Annotated in this window: 23 protein-coding genes and 4 tRNA genes; 15 read left to right on the forward strand and 12 right to left on the reverse strand. The window is 30.0% G+C overall.

All coding sequences use genetic code 11. The annotated features are described in order from the left end of the window. Both CRV03_RS09980 and pckA read left to right on the forward strand, forming a co-directional pair. Positions 1–137: sodium ion-translocating decarboxylase subunit beta (locus CRV03_RS09980; RefSeq protein WP_164968626.1), on the forward strand; the 137-nt coding region annotated here is incomplete at its 5' end. A 28-nt stretch (positions 138–165) separates the two neighbouring features. Further along, complete coding sequence (gene pckA, locus CRV03_RS09985) at positions 166–1,746, forward strand: phosphoenolpyruvate carboxykinase (ATP) (protein ID WP_129084997.1); 1,581 nt, start codon at positions 166–168, stop codon at positions 1,744–1,746. A gap of 23 nt (positions 1,747–1,769) precedes the next feature. Here the strand turns inward: pckA and CRV03_RS09990 are convergent, their stop codons facing one another. Continuing rightward, positions 1,770–2,801, reverse strand: a complete 1,032-nt coding sequence (locus CRV03_RS09990; protein ID WP_129084998.1) for a bifunctional 3,4-dihydroxy-2-butanone 4-phosphate synthase/GTP cyclohydrolase II — start codon at positions 2,799–2,801, stop codon at positions 1,770–1,772. Between the two features lie 124 nt (positions 2,802–2,925). Between CRV03_RS09990 and CRV03_RS09995 the strand changes: the two genes are divergently transcribed. From CRV03_RS09995 to CRV03_RS10020, 6 genes are all read left to right on the forward strand, one after another. Then, positions 2,926–3,000, forward strand: a tRNA-Gln gene (locus CRV03_RS09995). An 18-nt stretch (positions 3,001–3,018) separates the two neighbouring features. Next, positions 3,019–3,095 (forward strand) — tRNA-Met (locus CRV03_RS10000). A 23-nt stretch (positions 3,096–3,118) separates the two neighbouring features. Continuing rightward, positions 3,119–3,195: transfer RNA gene (locus CRV03_RS10005), tRNA-Met, on the forward strand. A 102-nt stretch (positions 3,196–3,297) separates the two neighbouring features. Then, positions 3,298–3,374 (forward strand) — tRNA-Thr (locus tag CRV03_RS10010). A gap of 125 nt (positions 3,375–3,499) precedes the next feature. After that, complete coding sequence (locus CRV03_RS10015; RefSeq protein ID WP_129084999.1) at positions 3,500–4,177, forward strand: alpha/beta fold hydrolase; 678 nt, start codon at positions 3,500–3,502, stop codon at positions 4,175–4,177. 21 nt (positions 4,178–4,198) lie between these two features. Then, positions 4,199–5,602, forward strand: coding sequence for an ATP-binding protein (locus CRV03_RS10020; protein ID WP_129085000.1), 1,404 nt, complete (start codon positions 4,199–4,201; stop codon positions 5,600–5,602). Positions 5,603–5,604: 2 nt separating this feature from the next. Here CRV03_RS10020 and CRV03_RS14115 read toward each other — a convergent pair whose 3' ends face one another. From CRV03_RS14115 to ribA, 8 genes are all read right to left on the reverse strand, one after another. Next, positions 5,605–5,772 (reverse strand): hypothetical protein, encoded by a 168-nt coding sequence (locus CRV03_RS14115; RefSeq protein ID WP_164968650.1) that lies wholly within the window; start codon positions 5,770–5,772, stop codon positions 5,605–5,607. A 12-nt stretch (positions 5,773–5,784) separates the two neighbouring features. After that, positions 5,785–7,797 (reverse strand): glycine--tRNA ligase subunit beta, encoded by a 2,013-nt coding sequence (gene glyS / locus CRV03_RS10025; protein WP_129085001.1) that lies wholly within the window; start codon positions 7,795–7,797, stop codon positions 5,785–5,787. Positions 7,798–7,923: 126 nt separating this feature from the next. After that, positions 7,924–9,483 (reverse strand): BCCT family transporter, encoded by a 1,560-nt coding sequence (locus CRV03_RS10030; RefSeq protein WP_129085002.1) that lies wholly within the window; start codon positions 9,481–9,483, stop codon positions 7,924–7,926. 70 nt (positions 9,484–9,553) lie between these two features. Next, positions 9,554–9,715 carry a hypothetical protein gene (locus CRV03_RS14120; RefSeq protein WP_164968651.1) on the reverse strand — a complete coding sequence of 54 codons (162 nt, stop codon included), beginning with the start codon at positions 9,713–9,715 and terminating at the stop codon, positions 9,554–9,556. Next, a complete protein-coding gene (locus CRV03_RS10035) occupies positions 9,716–10,090 on the reverse strand; it encodes a hypothetical protein (protein WP_129085003.1) in 375 nt (124 codons plus the stop codon). A 9-nt stretch (positions 10,091–10,099) separates the two neighbouring features. Further along, on the reverse strand, positions 10,100–10,324 hold the full coding sequence (locus tag CRV03_RS10040; RefSeq protein WP_129085004.1) for a PP0621 family protein: 225 nt from the start codon (positions 10,322–10,324) through the stop codon (positions 10,100–10,102). Continuing rightward, on the reverse strand, positions 10,321–10,902 hold the full coding sequence (gene rsmG / locus CRV03_RS10045) for a 16S rRNA (guanine(527)-N(7))-methyltransferase RsmG (protein WP_129085005.1): 582 nt from the start codon (positions 10,900–10,902) through the stop codon (positions 10,321–10,323). Before rsmG ends, CRV03_RS10040 begins: the two co-directional genes overlap by 4 nt. Continuing rightward, the gene (ribA, locus tag CRV03_RS10050) at positions 10,902–11,477 is read right to left on the reverse strand and encodes a GTP cyclohydrolase II (RefSeq protein WP_129085006.1); all 576 of its coding nucleotides are present in this window, start codon (positions 11,475–11,477) and stop codon (positions 10,902–10,904) included. Before ribA ends, rsmG begins: the two co-directional genes overlap by 1 nt. Before the next feature lie 59 nt (positions 11,478–11,536). On the opposite strand from ribA, the gene hemB reads away from it, so the two are divergent. The 3 genes from hemB to CRV03_RS10065 are packed head-to-tail and all read left to right on the forward strand — an operon-like array spanning position 11,537 to position 14,399. Beyond that, positions 11,537–12,511 carry a porphobilinogen synthase gene (gene hemB, locus CRV03_RS10055; protein WP_129085007.1) on the forward strand — a complete coding sequence of 325 codons (975 nt, stop codon included), beginning with the start codon at positions 11,537–11,539 and terminating at the stop codon, positions 12,509–12,511. A gap of 4 nt (positions 12,512–12,515) precedes the next feature. Next, positions 12,516–13,715: a PAS domain S-box protein gene (locus tag CRV03_RS10060; protein WP_129085008.1), complete on the forward strand. Its 1,200-nt coding sequence runs from the start codon at positions 12,516–12,518 to the stop codon at positions 13,713–13,715. Further along, positions 13,716–14,399 carry a response regulator transcription factor gene (locus tag CRV03_RS10065; RefSeq protein ID WP_129085009.1) on the forward strand — a complete coding sequence of 228 codons (684 nt, stop codon included), beginning with the start codon at positions 13,716–13,718 and terminating at the stop codon, positions 14,397–14,399. Here CRV03_RS10065 and CRV03_RS10070 read toward each other — a convergent pair. The 3 genes from CRV03_RS10070 to CRV03_RS10080 are packed head-to-tail and all read right to left on the reverse strand — an operon-like array spanning position 14,376 to position 17,278. After that, positions 14,376–15,047, reverse strand: coding sequence for an anaerobic ribonucleoside-triphosphate reductase activating protein (locus CRV03_RS10070; RefSeq protein WP_258239060.1), 672 nt, complete (start codon positions 15,045–15,047; stop codon positions 14,376–14,378). The genes CRV03_RS10065 and CRV03_RS10070 overlap by 24 nt on opposite strands. Further along, a complete protein-coding gene (gene nrdD, locus CRV03_RS10075; protein WP_129008778.1) occupies positions 15,028–15,186 on the reverse strand; it encodes an anaerobic ribonucleoside-triphosphate reductase in 159 nt (52 codons plus the stop codon). The genes CRV03_RS10070 and nrdD overlap by 20 nt, the downstream gene beginning before the upstream one ends. Next, the gene (locus CRV03_RS10080; RefSeq protein ID WP_129085011.1) at positions 15,167–17,278 is read right to left on the reverse strand and encodes a ribonucleoside triphosphate reductase; all 2,112 of its coding nucleotides are present in this window, start codon (positions 17,276–17,278) and stop codon (positions 15,167–15,169) included. The genes nrdD and CRV03_RS10080 overlap by 20 nt, the downstream gene beginning before the upstream one ends. 240 nt (positions 17,279–17,518) lie before the next feature. On the opposite strand from CRV03_RS10080, the gene CRV03_RS10085 reads away from it, so the two are divergent. The 4 genes from CRV03_RS10085 (at position 17,519) to hemN (ending at position 21,578) form a co-directional block, all read left to right on the forward strand. Continuing rightward, the gene (locus CRV03_RS10085; RefSeq protein WP_258239061.1) at positions 17,519–18,673 is read left to right on the forward strand and encodes a 5-(carboxyamino)imidazole ribonucleotide synthase; all 1,155 of its coding nucleotides are present in this window, start codon (positions 17,519–17,521) and stop codon (positions 18,671–18,673) included. After that, a complete protein-coding gene (gene purE, locus CRV03_RS10090) occupies positions 18,670–19,212 on the forward strand; it encodes a 5-(carboxyamino)imidazole ribonucleotide mutase (RefSeq protein WP_129085013.1) in 543 nt (180 codons plus the stop codon). Before CRV03_RS10085 ends, purE begins: the two co-directional genes overlap by 4 nt. A gap of 66 nt (positions 19,213–19,278) precedes the next feature. After that, positions 19,279–20,211 (forward strand): ornithine carbamoyltransferase, encoded by a 933-nt coding sequence (gene argF, locus CRV03_RS10095; protein WP_129085014.1) that lies wholly within the window; start codon positions 19,279–19,281, stop codon positions 20,209–20,211. Beyond that, positions 20,211–21,578 carry an oxygen-independent coproporphyrinogen III oxidase gene (gene hemN, locus CRV03_RS10100; RefSeq protein WP_129085119.1) on the forward strand — a complete coding sequence of 456 codons (1,368 nt, stop codon included), beginning with the start codon at positions 20,211–20,213 and terminating at the stop codon, positions 21,576–21,578. Before argF ends, hemN begins: the two co-directional genes overlap by 1 nt. The last annotated feature ends 40 nt before the right edge of the window (positions 21,579–21,618 follow it).

A 21,618-nucleotide genomic window follows, 5' to 3' on the forward strand; every position in this document is an offset into this window, starting at 1 on the left:
TGGCTGCTAGGGTTGTATCAAAAGTTGGACAAGAATATGACAAATCGAATGTATTATTAATGCATGCGATGGGTCCAAATGTTGCTGGTGTTATCGGTTCTGCCGTAGCTGCTGGTGTACTTTTATCAATTTTTTAAAAATTTTAATTAGTAGGGAATGTAGGAAATGTCTGAAATTAAAGACTCACTTGGTTTAGAAAACGTAGGTAAAGTTTATAGAAACTTAGATGTAGATAGTTTAATGAAACACGCAGTAGAAAATGAGGGAGCTAAAATCTCTTCTACTGGTGCGTTAATGGTAGATACTGGAATTTTTACAGGAAGAAGTCCTAAAGATAAATTCTTTGTTAACCAAGATCCATCAAATAAATATATTGCATGGGGTGATATTAATAGAAAAGTTTCTAAAGAAGTATATGAAGATTTAGAAGTTGTTGCTAAAAAACAATTAGGTGGTAAAGATTTATATGTAACTGACGTTTATTGTGGTTCTTCTTTAGATAGTAGAAAATCAGTTAGATTTATTACTGAAGTAGCTTGGCAAGCACATTTTATTCAAAATATGTTTATTGTTCCTCCAAAAGAGGATTTAGAAAACTTTGAGCCAGAGTTCACTGTTTATAATGCTTGTAAAACTGTAGATATGGCATATGTAAGTCATGGTTTACATTCAGAAGTATTTGTTGTATTTAATGTAGAAGATAACACTGCACTTATTGGTGGTACTTGGTATGCTGGTGAGATGAAAAAAGGTGTATTCTCAATGATGAATTATTGGTTACCTTTAGAAGGTAAACTTCCAATGCACTGTTCTGCTAATATCGGAGAAGATGGTGATACTGCCCTATTCTTTGGTTTATCAGGAACTGGAAAGACTACACTTTCAACTGATCCAAAAAGAAGATTAATTGGTGATGATGAGCATGGTTGGGATGATAATGGAGTATTCAACTTTGAAGGTGGTTGTTATGCTAAAGTTATTAACTTAGATGGTGAGTCTGAACCAGATATCTTTAATGCAATTAAAAAAGGTGCTATTTTAGAAAATGTAGTAGCCGATGAAAATGGTGTTGTTGACTATACTGATGGTAGTAAAACAGAAAACACTAGAGTATCTTATCCAATTGATCATATTCCAAACCATACTCCTGATATGAGAGGTGGTCATCCAGAGAATATTATCTTCTTATGTGCAGATGCATTTGGAGTACTTCCTCCTGTATCAAAACTTGATAAAAGACAAGCAATGTACTACTTCCTAAGTGGATATACTGCAAAAGTTGCAGGTACTGAAAGAGGAATTACTGAGCCAGTAGCAACATTCTCTTCTTGTTTCGGTGAAGCATTCTTACCACTTAACCCAACTGTTTATGCAGAATTACTTGGTAAAAAAATAGATGAGCATGGTGTAAATGTATACTTAGTAAATACAGGATGGACTGGTGGTCCTTATGGTATTGGTTCAAGAATGAGTATTAAAAATACAAGAGCTTGTATTGATGCTATTTTAGATGGTTCAATTAATAATTCAGAGTTTGAAACTCTTCCAATCTTTAATTTAGAAATTCCTAAAACACTAAACGGTGTTGATACTGAGGTTCTAAACCCAAGAAACACATGGGAAGACAAAGAGTCTTATGATGAAACAGCTGTTAAACTTGCAGGTATGTATATTGATAACTTTAAAAAGTATTTAACTTTAGAGAGTGATTATGACTTTACGTCAGCAGGACCAAGATTAATCTAAATAAATAAAACAAATAGAGTGTATTAACACTCTATTTGAATCTCTTCAATAATTTCTAAACCAAATCCATTTAATCCTACAAACGAGTGTTTTCCCCCACTTGTCATTAATTTGATTTTCTTTACATTTAATGAGTTTAAGATTTGAGCTCCTATACCATAATCTTTTTGAGACTCTTTATGTACTTTGTCTTGTCCTAAGAAGATTAATAATCCACCTTTTGCTTGTAAAAAGTTTATTGTTTTTAGCATTGAGTTTAATTTCTCATCATTTAAGAATAAATCAATATCAGGAATTACTGTATGGAATTTAACATGAGTTACTTCTTGAGGCTCTCCAAATTGAATAACAGTATGAATATCCCCTAAATGATCTTTAAACTCTCTTTTAACAGCTTTTGAACCAAAAAACTCTATATCATCTTTTTTTACTTCATCAACTAGTTTTTCATGGCTTAATCTATACTCTACTAAATCAGAGATATAAATTTGTTTCATATCATGTTTTTGAGCAAAGATATCTAAATCATCTCTTCTTGCCATAGTTCCATCATCTTTCATGATTTCACAAATAACAGCTTCACCATTTAATCCTGCTAACTTACATAAGTCAACACTACCTTCCGTATGTCCTGTTCTAACTAATACTCCACCATCTTTTGCAATTAATGGAAAGATATGACCTGGTTTTACTAATTCTACTTCTTTTGAAATAGGATTAGCTAAAATCTTAATAGTATCATCTCTCTCCCCTGCACTAATTCCTGTTGCTGCATCTGCTGCATCAACTGAAACTGTAAATGCTGTTTCATATGAAGAAGTATTTGAATTAACCATAGGATTTAAATCTAATCTCTGTGCTGTCTCTTTTGTTACAGATACACAAATTAATCCTTTTGCATGACTAGCCATAAAGTTAACCTTCTCAGGAGTACTTAATGCTGCAGCATAAACTAAATCCCCTTCGTTCTCTCTATCTTCATCATCTAACATGATTACCATGTTACCTTTTTGTATCTCTTCTATTGCTTCTTTTACTCTTTGTATTGCATTCATATTTTCTCTTTCATAATAGTATTATTTCTTGAATTTTTTATATTATATCAGAAATTTCAAAATTTTTTCTAAAAACCCTTGACAAACAAAATATTTTTTACTATAATTTCGGCACTTAAAAAGATGGGGTATCGCCAAGCGGTAAGGCACTGGTTTTTGGTACCAGCATTCGTAGGTTCGAATCCTGCTACCCCAGCCACTTTTTTAAGTAGCATATCGCGGAATAGAGCAGTCCGGTAGCTCGTCGGGCTCATAACCCGAAGGTCGTTGGTTCAAATCCAGCTTCCGCAACCAATTTTAATAAATGATGTCTTTATGTCAAGGTAGCTCAGCTGGCTAGAGCGCTGGTCTCATAAGCCGGAGGTCGAGAGTTCAAGTCTCTCTCTTGACACCATGTTAAAGCTTGAAATCGTCAAGTTTGGTAGACATCACTTTATTTTTCCCTTTATCTTACCATTGTTTAACTGTAAACTTTGATAAAGGTATTTATTTGTATGCTGATGTAGCTCAGTTGGCTAGAGCAGCTGATTTGTAATCAGCAGGTCGTAGGTTCGACTCCTATCATCAGCTCCATTTTGCGAATAAAAATGAAATAGAATTACTTTTTATACAAAAATCCTATAGAATTTCCCTCCTAAAAATTTTAATACTTTATTCTTTCTATTTCATTTTTATATCTTTTTATGTAAAATCCCTTTATGAAACAACAATTACTACTATTACCTGGACTAATGTGCAATGAAAAGCTTTGGTCTAAAATGAATTTAACAAACTACAAAACATTTGATATCCCAAGAGAAGACACTATAGATGAAATGGTAGAACAACTACATATATCTTTTGCTAAACATAAAGAACCTATAAACCTTGTTGGCTTTTCTTTAGGTGGATATTTAGCTTTAAAGTATGTTATTAAGTACCCTACTAGAATAAATAAAGCATTAATTATCTCTTCAGGAATTGATTCTTTAAAAGAGACAGAGATTCTAAAGCGAAAAAAGATGTTAGAAACATTAAAAAGAAACAACATTAACTCTTTAAGCTTTATGGCTATTTCACAACTATTAGAAGATAAGACAAATGAAGAAAACCTTGATATAATAAATCAAATGTTTGATGAGCTAGGTTTAGAAGTCTATAATCAACAATTATTTGCAACAATGAGAAGAAAACCTCTTTTTGATGAACTTATCAATGTTACTAGCCCTATTCAGTTCTTAAGCGCTACAAATGATTCTTTAGTTAATTTAGAGCCTATTAATAAACTATGTGAAATGAAAGATAATTTCCAATTAAAAACTTTAGATACTGATTCACATATGCTTCCACTAGAATATGAACACTTTTTATACAAGGAAATCCAAAACTTTTTTTAATATATAATGTTATAATTATTTATGAAAAATTTATTTAACTTAAAAAAACTAACATTAGTTTATTTTATAGTCTTTTTATCTTTAGTTTTTTGGGCTTTTTTTGCCTATTCAACTATGAATCAAATGATATCTAGTCAAAAGATATATGCTAAAATAATAAATATCACTGGTAAACAAAGAATGTTATCTCAAAGAACTGCATTAATTGCAAAACTAAGCTTTGAGAATGGAACTAGTGATTATATTGATAAAACTGCACATTTATTAAATCAAATGAAAGAAGATCACAAATTTATTATTTCAAACATAACTTCTAATGAAATTAAAGATATATATTTTAAAAAACCAAACTATTTAGATTTTCATGTACAAGCCTATTTTAAAAGTGTCGATAAATTTCTTTCTAATAAAAGTAAAGAAAACCTATTACGAGTAGAAGAGTTTTCTAATGATATTTTACCAAGGTTAGACAATGCTGTTACACAGTTTGAAGTAGAAAGTGATAAGAAAATAGAAAAACTTATGAAACAGGAACTATTTATTCTACTTGGAACACTTTTAACAATACTTCTAGAAGCTGTGTTAATTGTAATACCTTCAATTCGATATAACAAACAGAAAGAACATGAATTAAAAGAGTTAAATAATAGTTTATCAAAACAAGTAGATGCTGCTATTAAAAAGAGTAAAAAGCAAGACCTTATTATTGCAGAACATTCTAAAAACCTTACTATGAAAGAAATTTTAAATAATATAGCCCATCAATGGAGACAACCTTTGTCTATTATAACTACATGTACAAGTGGCTTAAGGCTCAAAAAAGATTTTAATAACCTAAGCGATGAAGACCTACAAGAAAGCATTGATATAATACTAAAAAACTCAAACTATCTATCTAATACAATTGAAAACTTTAGAGACTTTTTTGATGAATCATTAAATACTTATTATACTTTTAACGAAGTTATTAATAAAGCAAAAGAGCTACTAGCTCATAGGCTTGAAAATAAAAACATATCTATAATTGAAAATATAGAAAAAGATATCTCATACTTTGGAAATGAGACAAGATTAGTACAGGTATTTATACAAATTTTAAATAACTCTATTGATGTTTTACTTGAAAAAGATTTTGATAGATATATATTCATTGATGTAAAAACTAAAAACAATCTTATCTTTATAAAGATACAGGACAGTGGCATGGGTATCAATGAAAAAATTCAAGATAAAATATTTGAGCCCTACTTTACAACAAAACATCAATCTATTGGAAAAGGAATAGATTTATACAATTGTAAACAAATGATTGAGTCTTTATTTAAAGGTAAAATAACTGCAAGTAATAAAGAGAAATATTTTCAAGATAAGAAATATAAAGGGGCTTGTTTTACAATAACAATCCCCTTAAAGGAAGAAAACTAGGATTAGTCTTCAGTTGCTTCGTTAATAGCTTCTTTTGTAGCTTTGTAAGCTTTATTAGTTCCTTTTTTTGTTGCTTCCCATGCATCAGAAGAGTCTTTTTTAACCCCTTTCCATGTTGCACAACCACTAAATATAAAAAGTACACCTAAACCTAATAAAAAAGCTCTCATTTTGGTCTCCTATTAAATTGTAATCTCTTTAATATCAGCAATTTCTTTGAATGCTTGATAAACTTTACCAATAATATTTTTTCTATTTGCTTTAATGTTTTCATCTTCATGATTAACAAAAACATTATCAAAGAAATTATCAAGTTGTGGCTTTAAAGCAAATAAAGCATCTAACTCTTCTTCATAGCTTAAGTATTCTTTTGAAGTTACACTATTAAATGCCTCATAAAGCTCTTTTTCTTCTTTATCTTCAAAAAGCTCTACGTTAACTGCTAATTCTGAGTTAATATCTAAATCTTTAATGATATTTGCAACTCTTTTAAATGTTGCAGAATACTCTTTAAAGTTATCACTTAATACTATAGGATTTAAAGCACAAAGTTTTTGAGAGATTTTAAAAATATCACTCTCTTCAGAACCTAATACTGCTTTTAATACAGATGGGTTTACATCAAAGATCTTAAATAGTCTTTCATTGAAGAACTCTACAAGTTTTGCTTTTTCTAAACCTTTATAGTTAGAAGCTAGTGCATCAATGATCTCTTCTAAATCAATTGCCAGTTTATGTTCAATTGCAATTTTTACAATACCAGCAGCTGCCCGTCTAAGTCCAAATGGATCTTTTGAACCTGAAGGAATTTTTCCAACAGAGAATAGTCCCATTAAGTTATCAAGTTTATATGAAAGTGCTACAATAGAAGAGAATGTAGTTGATGGTAAGTCAGAATCCTCTCCATCTGGTAAATACTGCTCTTTTAGTGCTGTATATATTTCTTCTTTCTCACCAGCAATTTTTGCATAGTAATATCCCATAAGTCCTTGAAGTTCTGTAAACTCAAATACCATTTCAGACATTAAATCAGCTTTTGAAAGCATTACTGCTTTTTGTACTAATTCTTTATCTTCACCAAGTTTTTCTGCTAAGAATGTAGCTATTTTAGCTTCTCTTTCGCATTTTTCATACATAGACCCTAAACCTTCTACGAAAGTTAACTTCTTAAGTCCTTCATTTGAAAGTCCATTTGCAATATCATTTTTCCAGAAGAACATACCATCTGCAAGTCTAGGTCTAAGTACTTTCTCATTTCCAGCGATAATATGAGAGAAGTCTTCAGTTTTAGAGTTTGATACAACGATAAAGTTGTTTGTTAGCTCACCATCTTTATAAACAGCAAAATATCTTTGGTGTTCTTTCATTGAAGTTACAATAACCTCTTCTGGTAACTCTAAAAACTCTTCATCAAATTTACCAATTAAAGCCGTTGGATATTCAGTAATTGCAACAACTTCTTCTAATAACTCTTCATCAATATCAATTTTTACACCATTTGAAGCTTCAATCTCTTTCATTTGTTCTAAGATTCTTTTTCTTCTTTCATCTGGGTAAAGAATAACACCATTCTTATCTAGTTTGCAGAAGTAATCACCTGCAAAATCATAAGTGAAAGGCTCATATGAAACCATTCTGTGTGCAAATGAGAAGTTAGAAGATTTAACTCCAAAAAGTTCAGCCTCAACTACTTCTTCACCTAAAAGAATAGCTAAAGATCTAATTGGTCTAATAAAGCTATCAGTTCTGCTAGCCCATCTCATTGATTTTCCAAAATCTAAAGATGAAATAAACTCATTTACCATATCATTTAGTAAATCTTTTGCTTCAATTCCTGAAACCTCTTTTTTATAATATAGAACTTCACCTCTACCTTGGTCTTTTCTTTCAAGTTCATCAACACTAACACCACATTTTTTTGCAAAACCAAGTGCAGCAGGAGTAGCTTCTCCATCTTTAAATGCAATTTTTACAGGAGCACCAAACATCTCTTCAACTGAATCTTCTTGCTTAACTTGAAATTCTCTATGCCATAATACTAATCTTCTTGGTGTATAAAAAAAGTCAAAATCACATAATAATCTATTTTTTTCTAATATTTTTGCCCATTTCTTTTCAATATTTGGTAATTCTTTTAAAAATGGGATTGCTGGTAATTCTTCTACACCAATCTCTATTAATAATGGTTTATTCATCTATTCTTCCTTAGTAAACTGTATGAGAGTATATTTATCTTAAAAAGTAGATATTTTATCGAAAGAAGGCTTATTTTTTGGTTAGTAAGATAGGAGATTTAACATAGTCAAATCTCCTAATAAAAACTATTTATATAGTTTGATTTCTGTGTTTAGTCCTTTAAATAAACTAATACACATAAAGATTAATATTATAGTAAATGGAAGTCCAGTAGAGATAGAACCTGCTTGTAAAGCATCTAAGGCTTCTTTCCCTCCAATATATAAAAGAGCTCCTGCAATTAGACCTTCCATTGTTGCCCAAAAGATTCTTTGAGGAACTGGAGCATCAACTTTACCACCAGATGTTATTGAATCAATAACTAATGAACCTGAATCAGAAGAAGTGATAAAGAAAACAAGAACTAAAATAATTGCTAATGATGATGTTATTGTTGTTAAAGGTAGATTCTCTAACATTTGATACATTGCTAAAGGAACCTTTGTAATTCCATCTGCTAAGGCACCAACATTATTCATTGTTTGATCTAATGCTGAACCACCAAAAGTAGCCATCCAAACAATAGTTACTAAAGTAGGTATTACTAAAACAGCAATTAAAAATTCTCTTACAGTTCTACCTTTTGATACTCTTGCTATAAACATTCCAACAAAAGGTGACCAAGAAATCCACCATGCCCAGTAAAATACAGTCCAACCATGAAACCATGTAGAGTCATCTCTATCAACCCAGTTACTTAAAGGTACAATATTTGTTACATAGTTTGCAGTTGTTGAAAAGATGCCTGTAAAAATATCAAGTGTAGAACCTGCAATAAATACAAAAGCTAGAAGTACTGCTGCAACAAACATATTAATATTACTTAATAACTTAACACCTCCATCTATTCCTCTAACAACAGAAATGATTGCAATGGATGTAACAAATATAATAATTCCAATTTGGGTATTTATTCCAGCACTAATATCAAAAAGATAGCTCAGTCCAGAACTTGCTTGTTGAGCTCCAAGTCCTAAAGAAGTAGCAAGACCAAAAATAGTTGCAAATACTGCAAGTAAATCAATAATATGACCTGGCCAACCCCAAACTCTTTCACCTAAAAGTGGATAAAAAGCAGACCTAACGGTAAGAGGTAAACCTTTATTATAAGAAAAAAATGCCAGTGATAATCCAACTACTCCATAAATAGCCCAAGGGTGAACTCCCCAGTGATACATAGTTGCAGCCATAGCTAAATCAGCAGCTTGTTCCGTATTTGCTTCAACTCCAAGTGGTGTTTTATACCAACCAGTATAATATGCAACTGGCTCAGCAACACTCCAGAACATCAGTCCTATTCCCATACCAGCTGCAAATAACATTGCAAACCATGATAATCTAGAGTATTCTGGTTTTATATTTTTACCACCTAATCGTATTTTTCCCAATGGAGAGAATATTAATGCTATACAAAACAGTACAAAAATATTACCACCTAGCATAAATAACCAGTCAAAATTGTTGATTGACCAGGTTTTCATTCCACCTAGGATTTCTTTTGATGATGTTGGGAAAATAATAGTTATTACGACGAAAGAAAGAATCAGCAGTGCACTAATAAAGAAGACAGGGTTGTGCATATCCATCCCAAAAGCTTTGAGATTATCTTGCCCCGCTTCGTATTCGGTATCATATTCTATTTTCATAAAACTCCTTTTATTAAGTATGTTCTTCTAGGGTACAGAAAGAAACTTAATGGGCAGTTAAGGAGCTTTTCTAGTTTTTTGTTTTAGTCTCGTTTTCTTTTTCTTCAGGTTCTTCAGAAGGATTCATTCTATTTTTATGTTTTTCAATTTGTTGCTGATTAAAGCCTTTAATAAACATAAAAACAAAAAACACAAAAAGAACTAAAACGATAACATCTAATATTTCTTTCATTTATTTATCCAATAAGTTTGAGTATATTACTCCATCTATTTCATTTAAAGCAATCTTTTCAATCTCATTAGAGTCTTCGATTATTGCTAAAACTTTTGAGTCAAAAATATAGTTTTCTGCTACTTTTTGAACATTCTTTGCAAGTCTTTTTTCACAAATAATATATTTACTATTTAAAGCATTACAATAAATAGCCTGTGTTAAGTTTTCTACAACAACTGCAAACTCTATATCATTTTTGCTACTATACAATAGAAGATTTTCATCATAGTTAAAAACAACTGTTGAGTTAGCAATAGTGTATTCAATATCTGCAATTGAATCAATAAAACTTAAATTTTCTGAAGGAACTAAGTTATCACCAATTAAAATCAATTTTATCTCCTATTTATTTAATAAACACTCTTTTGAGCAAAAAAATCTTCCATTGCTTAAAATAGCTTCTTTTTTTGAAACATAAGTACTGCAAGTTGGACACTCAACCATTATATCTTCAATTTTTTCTTTCGGTTTTCTGTCTTTACTTACTTCTTTTTCTCTACCTTTTTTGAATAACACAATATAAATCAAAAAAAGTACTACTGCAGCAGCTAAAATCTTTAATATCATACATTACCTTTTAAATATAAATAGTTTCTATCTTTTCTGCTTTGAATGATACAATCTTTTAGTTTAGCTTCTTCAATTTCACTTTCTAGTAAAGAACCTTTATAAAATAAAAACTTCGTATCTTTTGTAGAGATTTCTGAAGTGATATCTAAAAGAAGTTTTGTATTAGTAACTGCTCTTGAAGTAACTAAATCTACTTTTAAGCCCTCTACTTCTTCAACTCTTTTGCAAAGAACTTCTACATTTTTTAAACCTAAACTATTTTTTACAAAATTTAAAAAAGCAACTCTTTTTTGTCTTGGTTCTATTAAATAACACTTTTTATCTGCTCTTGCCATAGCTAAAATAAGTCCAGGATAACCTGCACCTGTTCCAATATCTGCAAAACTTTCATAATCATCTATAAACTCTAAAGGTGTTATTGAGTCAATAATATTTTCCTCAATATCTTCTTTTGTAAGTCTTCCACTTAAATTATGAACTTTACCCCACTTTTGAAGTAATGAAATAAAAGTTTCACATCTATTAAAAAACTCTTTGTCTATTTTTAGTTTTTCTAAATCAATAGCTTGAAGCATTAAAACATATGTCCCATTTTTTCTTTTTTTGTATTTACATAATGTTCATTATGCACATTAGTCTTTGTAATAGCAGGTATTCTTTCTACTATCTCAACACCTAAAGACTCAACATAAGAAAGCTTTTTAGGATTGTTTGTGATAAGTTTTATCTTCTTTAAATTTAAATCTTTAAAGATTTCATCAACAACAGAGTAGTCTCTATCATCTTCTCCAAATCCAAGCTCTAAGTTAGCTTCAATAGTATTTCTTCCTTGGTCTTGTAAGGCATAGGCATTTACTTTATTTAATAAACCTATGTTTCTTCCTTCTTGTCTGTGATAAATAACTAAACCACCCTCTTTTGAAATAAATTTAAGAGATAAATCAAGTTGATTTTGGCAATCACACTTTAAACTTCCTAGTGTATCACCAGTTAAACATTCAGAGTGAATTCTTACATATGGAGATTCTAAATTTTCAAAATTTTCACTCATAATCGCTAAATGTTCTTGATTATTTTGTTTATATGCTCTTATTTTAAACTTTCCGTATTTTGTAGGTAGGTTAGCAATATTTGATTTTTCTATATTCATATCTTTTTAAACCTTAAACTGTTAAAATAGCGAGATTATAGCTAATAAAGGTAAATATTATGTTTAAAAGATTCAGAAGATTAAGAATTAATGAAACTCTAAGAAATCTAGTACAAGAAACAACTCTTACAGCAAATGATTTTATATATCCACTATTTGTAAGAGAAGGTGAAAACATCAAAACTGAAGTACAATCTATGCCAGGTGTATTCCAAATGAGTATTGATGAAATTTTAAAAGAGTGTGAATATATTAGAACTATTGGATTAAATTCAATTATTTTATTTGCAATTCCTGATGTAAAAGACTCAGTTGGTAGTGAATGTTTATGTGATGAAAGTATTATCGCAAGAACAATTAAAGCTATTAAAGCAAAATTCCCTGATATGTTTATAGTTACAGATCTTTGTTTCTGCGAATACACAGACCATGGTCATTGTGGAATTTTAGATCCTAAAACAGGAACAGTTAATAATGATAAAACATTAGAAATCTCAGCACAACAAGCGATTGTTCATGCAAAAGCTGGTGTTGATATGATTGCACCTTCAGGAATGATGGATGGAATTATTGAGTGTTTAAGAACAGCTCTTGATGAAAATGGATATGAAGACCTTCCAATCATGGCTTACTCTACTAAGTTTGCAAGTGCTTATTATGGACCATTTAGAGATGTTGCTGAGTCAACTCCTTCATTTGGAGATAGAAGAACTTATCAAATGAACCCAGCAAATAGACTTGAAGCAATTGAAGAGTCTTTAGAAGATGAGAAACAAGGTGCTGATATCTTAATGGTTAAACCAGCATTATCTTTTATGGACGTAATTAGAGATATTAGAAATAACTCTAATCTTCCAATTTGTGCATATAATGTAAGTGGTGAGTATGCTATGCTTAAACATGCAGGAGCAGCTGGACTTATTGATTATGAAAGAATTATGCTTGAAACATTAACTAGTTTTAAAAGAGCTGGAGCTGATTTAATTATTACATATCATGCAAAAGAGGCTTGTGAACTTTTAAATAAAAACTAATATTATGAGTCAAACTTACCAAGAAGCCATTGAAAACTCAAACATTGTATCAAAAACAGATATCAATGGAATAATCACTTTTGTAAACGAAGAGTTTTGTAAAATCTCTGGCTTTTCAAAAGAGGAGCTTCTTGGAAGTAATCACAATATAGTAAGACATCCTGATGTTCCAAAGGAGAATTTTACTCTTCTTTGGAATACTATTCTTTCAAAAAAACCTTATAAGACTACTGTTAAAAATCTATGTAAAGATGGTTCAACTGTTTATCTTAATACTACAATTACACCTATTTTAGATGATAATGAAAACATCAAAGAGTTCATTGCTATTAGATATGATGTTACACAAGAAGTAGAACTAAAAAAACATTTAGAACAAAAAGATAAAGAGTTAAATCTTCTAAATAAAACCCTAGAAGAAAAAGTTAAAGAACAAACTGCAAAACTACTGGAGCTAAACCAGACATTAGAACATAGGGTTGCAAAAGAGATTGAAAAAAACGAAGAGAAACAAAAACTTCTATTTTGGCAATCAAGAATGGCAAGTTTAGGACAAATGCTTGCTAATATTGCCCATCAATGGAGACAACCATTAACAGAGCTTACATTAACTCTATTTAACGTAAAAAAAGCTGTTAAAAAAGAGAATACTAAAGAGATAGATGCCTACTACAAAGAGTCCTTAGAAATAATAAATAATATGTCTAAAACAATTGATGATTTTTCTAACTTTTTTAACCCCAATAAAGATAAAGAAGAGTTTTGTTTAAAATCTTCCATAGAAGAAGCATTGGCAATAACAAAGAAAATGTTAGAAAAAAACAGTATAAAAATAGAAACTCATTTAGAAAAAATAGATATTTTTGGAGTTTCCAATGAACTTTCTCAAATTATTATAAATCTTCTTCAAAACTCTACAGATGCATTTAAAGATAAAGAAACAAAAAAGAAAATATCTATTAAAAGCTTTATAGATAAAAGTTATGCAATTATTGAGTTTAAAGATAATGCAGGTGGAATAGAAGAAAAAACATTAGATAAAGTATTTGAACCATACTTTACTACAAAACATCAATCAAATGGAACAGGATTAGGACTTTTTATGTCAAAAATGATTATTGAAAAGAGTCTAAATGGTAAAATTACTTTAGATAACTATAATGATGGAATAAATATAACTATTAAACTTCCTTTGGAGAAATAAGTGCAAGAAAATATATTAAAAGATTTAAAAGTTTTATGTGTAGAAGATGAAGAGAATATTTCAAAACTATTAAAAAGTGCAATTTCTGAATACTTTTACTCTTATACTATTGCAAAAAATGGAGTAGAAGGTCTAGAAAAGTTTAAAAAGCTAAGTCCCGATATTGTTATTACAGATATTATGATGCCTAATCTTGATGGTTTGGATATGACTAAGCAGATAAAACAGATAAATGAAGATACTCCTATTATAGTTTTAAGTGCCTTTTCTGAGAAAGAGAAGCTTTTAAAAGCCATAGATGTAGGTATTTCTAAGTACTTTATTAAACCCTTTGATCCTGAAGAGTTATTAGAGTATCTAGTTAAAATTGCAAAAAAAATAAATAAACAAAGAGTTATTTGTCTAAATAGATACTTCTCTTTTGATGTAAACAGTAAAAACTTATTTGAAAATGACGTTTTAATCAAGTTAAGTAAAAGAGAAAAAGAGTTTATTTCTTTACTTATAAAAAACTCAAAAGAGTTTGTATCAACAGATATGATGAAAAACATACTTTGGGAAGAAGATGAGGTTTCTGATGAAAGAGTTAGAACCTTTGTAAAAAGATTAAGACAAAAGACGAATAAAGAGCTTATTTTAAATATATCAGGACAAGGATATCTAATTTCTAAAACTGATATCTAAAGTTTTATCAAGTTTAGAACAATCAAATTTTGTACTACTTTGTTCTAAGTTTGCAAAATTCTCTTCTTCTAAAAAATTTTGTATGTAAAAGGTCTTTTTATAACCATTTTCATTTAATACTTTTTGCATTTTATTTATATCTTTTTCATCTAATAAATCTCTATGTAAAGTTGTTCTTACTTCATAATTTATTGAAGAGTTTGTAAGAAGTTTTAATGAAGAAATAAATCTTTCATACAAAGAACTTTTAGTAATATCTTTAAATTTTTCCTTTGTTCCTTTAAAATCTAAAGAGACAAAATCTAACAAATTTCTTTTTAAAAGTGTCTCTAAAAGTTTTGGATTTGAACCATTTGTATCAAGCTTTATTTTAAATCCAAACTCTTTTATTTCTTTGCAAATAGGTAACAAATTATGAATAGTAGCTTCCCCTCCACTTAACACAACAGCATCAAGAAGCCCTACTCTTTTTTTCAAAAAACTGTATAAGTCTTCTAACATATATTGTCCACTTTTAGCACTAACAATATTGCAGTTATAACAATACTGACATTGCATATTGCAGTGAATAAACCAAACAATACATGAAAGATGGTCTTTATAGTCAATTGTAGTAAAAGGTGTAATACTATAAATGATCTTTTTCAAGAAACTTAACCCTTTGTTTATGTTCACCTTTTTTACCAATATTGAAACTTTCAACTGGTCTATGGTAACCCATAACCCTAGTATACACTATACATTTTGTACGCTTTTCTTGTAGTTTTTTAAGCTCTAAGCTCTGCATTTTTTAACTCCTCATCTAAGATTTCTTGGTCGCATTTTGGACAATATTCATACTCCCCATTTATATACCCATGTTTAGGACAAATAGAAAAAACAGGAGTAATTGTAATATACGGCAAAGTATAATTTGATATAACATTTTGAACTAATTTTCTACAAGCTTCACTACTTGAAAGTTTCTCTTTCATATACAAGTGTAAAACTGTTCCACCTGTATATTTTCCTTGTAAATCATCTTGTAAATCTAAAGCTTCAAAAACATCTTCTGTATAATCAACAGGAAGTTGAGAAGAGTTAGTATAGTAAATATTTTTATCAAAACCTGCTTGTAAAATATTTTTATATCTTTTCTTATCTTCTTTTGCAAATCTATATGTTGTTCCTTCAGCAGGTGTTGCTTCAAGGTTATATAGATTTCCTGTTTCTTCTTGGTACTGAACCATCTTTTCTCTCATGAAATCTAAAATCTCATGGGCAAAAACAATTCCATCATTATGGGCTATATCAAACTCCTCTTGAGAAAAGTTTAATATCATCTCGTTGATACCATTTACTCCAATAGTAGAAAAGTGATTATTGAAGTTTGGAAGATACCTTTTAGTATAAGGGAATAGCCCTCTTTCATACATTTCATTTACAAAAACTCTTTTCTTTTCTAAAGTTGATTTTGCTAAATCCATTAACTCTTCAAGCTTTTCAAGAAGCTTTTCTTTGTCTCCTTGATATAAATACCCTAGTCTTGCCATATTTATTGTAACTACACCTATACTTCCTGTCATCTCTGCACTTCCAAAAAGTCCACCACCTCTTTTCAAAAGCTCTCTTAAATCTAATTGCAATCTACAACACATAGACCTAACATGACCTGGTTTATAAGCCTTATCATTTGGTACTAGGTTTCCTTGTTCATCCTTAGTATATTGGCTTCCTATAAAGTTTTGAAAGTATGAACTTCCTATTTTTGCTGTATTTTCAAATAATAAATCAGTATTTTCTCCATGCCAATCAAAATCTTCTGTAATATTTACTGTAGGAATTGGGAAAGTAAAAGGTTGTCCTGTTTTATCACCTTCTGTCATAACTTCATAATAAGCTTTATTTATCATATCCATCTGTTTTTGGAAAGCTTTATATGTCATTTCAGTTAAAGACTCAAAGCCCTTATTTTTTGCTCTTTGAAGTAACTCATCATCTTTTATACCTTCAAAAAGATGATGTTGATTTTTAGTTGGAATTTGATCTTTTAAATCCTCTGGTACCGTCCAGTCAATAGTTACGTTTGTAAAAGGGCTTTGTCCCCAACGTGCTGGAACATTAAGATTATAAATAAAACTTCTAATATTTTTCTTTACATCCTCAAAAGATAGTTTGTCTTTAAAAACATAAGGAGCTAAATAAGTATCAAAAGAAGAGAAAGCTTGAGCTCCTGCCCATTCACTTTGTAAAATCCCTAAAAAGTTTGCCATTTGTCCTAAAGCTTCTCTAAAATGATTAGGAGCAGTACTTTCAACCCTTCCTCTTACTCCATTAAAACCTTCATCAAGTAATACCCTTAAACTCCAACCTGCACAATATCCACTTAAACAATCTAAATCATGGATATGATAGTCAGCATTTCTATGGGCATAACCTTCTTCTTTAGAGTATACTTTATCAAGCCAATAGTTTGCTATAACTTTTCCTGCAGTATTGTTTATAAGCCCTGCATGAGAATACCCTGTATTAGAGTTTGCTTTAATTCTCCAATCACTTCCATTTATATACTCTTCAATTGTTTGTGTAGAGTTTATATATGTGGTATCTTCTTCTAATCCTAAGACTTGTTCTCTTTGTAGTTTATGTAAGTGTCTGTAAAGCATAAAGGATTTCATTACGTCAAAGTATCTAGCTTTAAATAGTTCATTTTCAATAATATCTTGGATATCTTCAACTGCAACTACTCTTTTTTGCTCTATAACAGCTAATACATTAAAATAAACAGATGAGTCAAAAGTTGTATGTGCACTTTTAAAAGATTTTTTTATTGCATCTTTAATTTTATAGGAATGAAAATCTTCATAATTTCCATCTCTTTTTAATATTTTATTTACCATTTTCTTACCTTTCACGATAGCAATATTAAAGCTTTCGTACTTAAAAAATAATAATTGAAAATGTCACAAAAAAGTCACTACTTAGACTATATAATCGTGTTTTACAAATAAATAACTAATTCAAATCTTTTTCATTTTATAAAAAGCAACTTTTAGATATAATATTTGCCTTTTAAGAAAACAAAAAGTTATGAAAAGTGTTTAATTTACTTACACAAAAAATTAATGGAGAAAAGATTAATGGATAAAAACTTTAACTATTCTAGTTTAAAGCTTGGAATTATTGGTGGTGGACAATTAGGTAAGATTATGTCTCAAAAAGCTAAAAAAATGGGATTTCACGTAACTATTTTAGACCCAACATTTAACTGTCCTGCAGCTCAAGTTTCAGATAAACATATCATGGGTGGGTTCTATGATAAAGAAAAACTAGAACAATTAGTTCAAGAAAGTGATGTTACAACTTTTGAATTAGAACATGTAGACACTTCTATTTTAAAAGAGTTATATGACAATGGTCACAATATTCATCCTTCTCCATATGTAATGGAATTAATTCAAAATAAATATGAACAAAAAAAACTTTTAGATGAAAAAGGTATTCCAGTACCTGCATACAAAGATGTAAAATCAAAAGAAGATTTAGGTGCATTTGGTTTCCCTGTTGTACAAAAAGCAAAACTTGGTGGATATGATGGACAAGGTGTTCAAGTATTAAAATCTCAAGAAGATGCAGATACAAAAGCACTTCAAACAGAATCTTTTATTGAAGAAATGGTTGACATTGATAAAGAGCTTGCAGTTATTGTTGCTAGAAACATTGAAGGTGAGATGAAATGTTACCCAGTAGTTGAGATGCTTTTTGATGAAAGAGTAAACATCTGTGATTCAGTAATGGCTCCTGCAAGAATTTCTAAAGAGATTGAAGAGAAGTCTTTAGAGATTTGTAAAAAATCAATTGAAGCTTTAGATGGTGTTGGTATTTTTGGAGTTGAGTTATTCTTAACAAAATCTGGAGAAATTCAAGTAAATGAAATCGCACCAAGACCACATAACTCAGGTCATTATACAGTAGAAGCATGTGCAACATCACAGTTTGAACAAATCATCAGAGCTGTAACAAACTTACCATTAGGTTCTACAAAACTTATTTCTCCTGCTGTTATGGTTAACTTATTAGGAGAGCAAGGTTATGAAGGGGAACCATTTATTGATGGAATTCATGATGCACTTGAAATTCCTGAATTATCTTTCCACTTTTATGGAAAGTCATTTACAAAACCATTTAGAAAAATGGGACATATCACAGTTTTAGATGATGATATTAATGTAGCATTAGAAAAAGCTAACAAAGCAAAAGATATTTTAAAAATTAAAGGGAGCAAAAAAGTATGAGCCAATCAGTAAATAAACCATTAGTAGGAATTATTATGGGGTCTGACTCAGACCTACCTGTTATGAGTGCAGCAGCTGATATGTGTGAAAAATTTGGTATTGAGTATGAAGTAACAATTGTTTCAGCACATAGAACACCAGAGAGATTAGTTAAATATGCTACAAAAGCAGAAAAAAGAGGACTAAGAGTTATTATCGCAGGAGCTGGTGGAGCAGCACACTTACCAGGTATGGTTGCATCAATGACTGCACTTCCTGTTGTAGGAGTTCCAGTTAAAGGTTCAAACTTAGAAGGTATGGACTCTTTATTATCAATTGTTCAAATGCCAGGTGGAGTTCCAGTTGCAACTGTTGCAGTAAATGGAGCTAAAAATGCAGGTATTTTAGCTGCACAAATGATTGGTGTAAAATCAAAAGAAGTTAGAAAAAAAGTATCTGAATATAAAAAAGAGATGCTTGATGAGGTTAACGCAAAAATTGAAAAGCTTGAAGATATTAAATATAAAAAATACTTAGAGCAAATGCCAAAGAAAAAATAAAACAATATAAGTTAAAGTAAAGGCACTTAATATATAATTTGTGCTTTTATTACAAAGGGGTACCCGATGAGACATTTTTTAACATTAAAAGATTATTCAAAAGAAGAAATATTAGAAATTTTAGAATTAGCACATAAAATAAAAAATGAGACTAAAAAAGGTGTATTTAAAGACTATATGCCAAAAAATACTCTAGGAATGATTTTTGAAAAATCAAGTACTAGAACAAGAGTTAGTTTCGAAGTTGGTATTTATCAACTAGGTGGTGTAGGACTATTCTTATCATCAAATGACATTCAACTAGGACGAGGTGAGCCTATGAGTGATACATCAAGGGTTGTGTCTAGTATGGTTGATATGGTTATGATTAGAACTTTTGCACAATCAAAAATAGAAGAGTTTGCTAAATATTCTAAAGTTCCTGTTATAAATGGACTTACAACTGAGTATCACCCAGTACAACTTATGGCTGATTATATGACTATCCAAGAAGCAGGATTAGATAAAGATTTAGTTGTTGCTTATATTGGAGATGGAAACAACCTTGCTCACTCTTGGTTAATGTTAGCTTCTAAACTTGGATTTGAGCTTAGAATTGCTACACCAAAAGGCTATGAAGTAGATGAAAACATCTTAAATGATGCTTTAGAGTTTGCAAAAGAATCAGGAGCAAAAATCTCTATTGGAAATGACCCTAAAGAAGCTTGTAAAGATGCTACAGTTATTACAACTGATACTTGGGTTTCTATGGGACAAGAAGAAGAGAAAGAACAAAGATTAAAAGATTTTGATGGCTATATTGTAGATGATGCTATGATGAAACTAGGTAGCAAAAATGCAAAATTCTTACACTGTTTACCTGCTTATAGAGGTTATGAAGTAAGTGAAGATGTTATTGAAGGTCAAGATAGTTTAGTTTTTGAAGAAGCAGAAAATAGATTACACGCACAAAAAGGTGTAATGGTTTGGCTTCACAACTTAAGAAAAAAAGAACAATAATGATTGATTTTAAAAAATTTGAAAAATATTCAAGACCAGGACCTAGATATACTTCATATCCTACGGCTCCTGAGTTTTCTGAAAGCTTTGCACAAGAAGATTTAAAAGAGTATTTTAAAAACCAAGATAGTAATAGAAACTTATCTTTATATGTACATTTACCTTTTTGTAGATCTGCCTGTTATTTTTGTGGATGCAATGTTATTTTTACATCTAAAGAGGATAAAAAAGTAAGATATTTAGAGTATTTACAAAAAGAGTTAAATATTTTAAAACAGCATCTAAATACTTCTAGAGAAGTAACTCAAATGCACTTTGGAGGAGGAACTCCAACATTCTTCTCACCTGAACAATTAGAAGAAGTAATCTCTATGATTAAAGAGGTTTTCCCTAATTTTAGTTCTGATGCTGAAATTTCTTGTGAAGTAGACCCTAGATATTTTACAAAAGAACATATGGATGTACTTAAAGCTGGTGGCTTTAATAGACTTTCATTTGGTGTACAAGATTTAAATGAAGAGGTTCAAAAAACTATTCATAGAATCCAACCATACGAAACTACTCAAAATGTGATGAATATCGCTAGAGAAGCTGGAATTAAATCTATAAATATCGATTTAATTTATGGTCTTCCTCACCAAAACAAAAAAACATTCCATGAAACTATTGAAAAAGTTATAAAGTTAAATCCTGATAGATTAGCAGTATTTAACTATGCTCATGTTCCATGGCTTATGAAAACAATGAGAAAGTTTGATGAATCAACTTTTGCTCCTCCATCAGAGAAATTAGAGATTTTAAAAGATACTATTGAATTTTTTACAACAAATGGTTATAAAATGGTTGGAATGGATCACTTTGCAAAACCAGAAGATGAACTATTTAAAGCTATTGAAAAAGGTGAGCTTCACAGAAATTTCCAAGGTTATACAACTAAAGGTGGTGCTGATTTAATAGGGATTGGTGTTACCTCTATTGGAAACGGTGTTGATTATTATGCACAAAACTTCAAAGACTTAAAACAGTATGAAGCTGCAATTGATAATGGTGATTTACCAATTTTCAAAGGTTATAAATTAAGTGATGATGATATTTTAAGACAATATGTAATCATGGAACTTATGAGTAACTTCTCTTTAAATATTAAAAGAGTTGAAGAAAACTTCAAAATAGACTTTAATGAATACTTTGATGATGCAATTGAAGCTTTAAATGAGTTTGTTGAGGCTGAGCTTGTAGAAATCACAGAAGATAAAATCCAAGTATCGCAAACAGGAACGATGCTTATTAGAAATATTTGTATGCCATTTGATGCATATTTAAATAAAATTCCTGAAAATAAAAGAAGATTTTCTAAGACAATTTAGTCTTAGAAATTCTTCAAATTATTCACTAACTCTTAACACT

It is taken from the genome of Arcobacter sp. F155, from assembly GCF_004116455.1.
Taxonomy (GTDB): Bacteria; Campylobacterota; Campylobacteria; order Campylobacterales; family Arcobacteraceae; genus Halarcobacter.

What these genes read in the sequence shown, in the direction of transcription:
- pckA (WP_129084997.1), top strand. Translation starts at nt 166, where the DNA reads ATGTCTGAAATTAAAGACTCACTTGGTTTAGAAAACGTAGGTAAAGTT.
- CRV03_RS09990 (WP_129084998.1), bottom strand. Translation starts at nt 2,801, where the DNA reads ATGAATGCAATACAAAGAGTAAAAGAAGCAATAGAAGAGATACAAAAA.
- CRV03_RS10015 (WP_129084999.1), top strand. Translation starts at nt 3,500, where the DNA reads ATGAAACAACAATTACTACTATTACCTGGACTAATGTGCAATGAAAAG.
- CRV03_RS10020 (WP_129085000.1), top strand. Translation starts at nt 4,199, where the DNA reads ATGAAAAATTTATTTAACTTAAAAAAACTAACATTAGTTTATTTTATA.
- CRV03_RS14115 (WP_164968650.1), bottom strand. Translation starts at nt 5,772, where the DNA reads ATGAGAGCTTTTTTATTAGGTTTAGGTGTACTTTTTATATTTAGTGGT.
- glyS (WP_129085001.1), bottom strand. Translation starts at nt 7,797, where the DNA reads ATGAATAAACCATTATTAATAGAGATTGGTGTAGAAGAATTACCAGCA.
- CRV03_RS10030 (WP_129085002.1), bottom strand. Translation starts at nt 9,483, where the DNA reads ATGAAAATAGAATATGATACCGAATACGAAGCGGGGCAAGATAATCTC.
- CRV03_RS14120 (WP_164968651.1), bottom strand. Translation starts at nt 9,715, where the DNA reads ATGAAAGAAATATTAGATGTTATCGTTTTAGTTCTTTTTGTGTTTTTT.
- CRV03_RS10040 (WP_129085004.1), bottom strand. Translation starts at nt 10,324, where the DNA reads ATGATATTAAAGATTTTAGCTGCTGCAGTAGTACTTTTTTTGATTTAT.
- rsmG (WP_129085005.1), bottom strand. Translation starts at nt 10,902, where the DNA reads ATGCTTCAAGCTATTGATTTAGAAAAACTAAAAATAGACAAAGAGTTT.
- ribA (WP_129085006.1), bottom strand. Translation starts at nt 11,477, where the DNA reads ATGAATATAGAAAAATCAAATATTGCTAACCTACCTACAAAATACGGA.
- hemB (WP_129085007.1), top strand. Translation starts at nt 11,537, where the DNA reads ATGTTTAAAAGATTCAGAAGATTAAGAATTAATGAAACTCTAAGAAAT.
- CRV03_RS10060 (WP_129085008.1), top strand. Translation starts at nt 12,516, where the DNA reads ATGAGTCAAACTTACCAAGAAGCCATTGAAAACTCAAACATTGTATCA.
- nrdD (WP_129008778.1), bottom strand. Translation starts at nt 15,186, where the DNA reads ATGCAGAGCTTAGAGCTTAAAAAACTACAAGAAAAGCGTACAAAATGT.
- CRV03_RS10080 (WP_129085011.1), bottom strand. Translation starts at nt 17,278, where the DNA reads ATGGTAAATAAAATATTAAAAAGAGATGGAAATTATGAAGATTTTCAT.
- CRV03_RS10085 (WP_258239061.1), top strand. Translation starts at nt 17,519, where the DNA reads ATGGATAAAAACTTTAACTATTCTAGTTTAAAGCTTGGAATTATTGGT.
- purE (WP_129085013.1), top strand. Translation starts at nt 18,670, where the DNA reads ATGAGCCAATCAGTAAATAAACCATTAGTAGGAATTATTATGGGGTCT.
- argF (WP_129085014.1), top strand. Translation starts at nt 19,279, where the DNA reads ATGAGACATTTTTTAACATTAAAAGATTATTCAAAAGAAGAAATATTA.
- hemN (WP_129085119.1), top strand. Translation starts at nt 20,211, where the DNA reads ATGATTGATTTTAAAAAATTTGAAAAATATTCAAGACCAGGACCTAGA.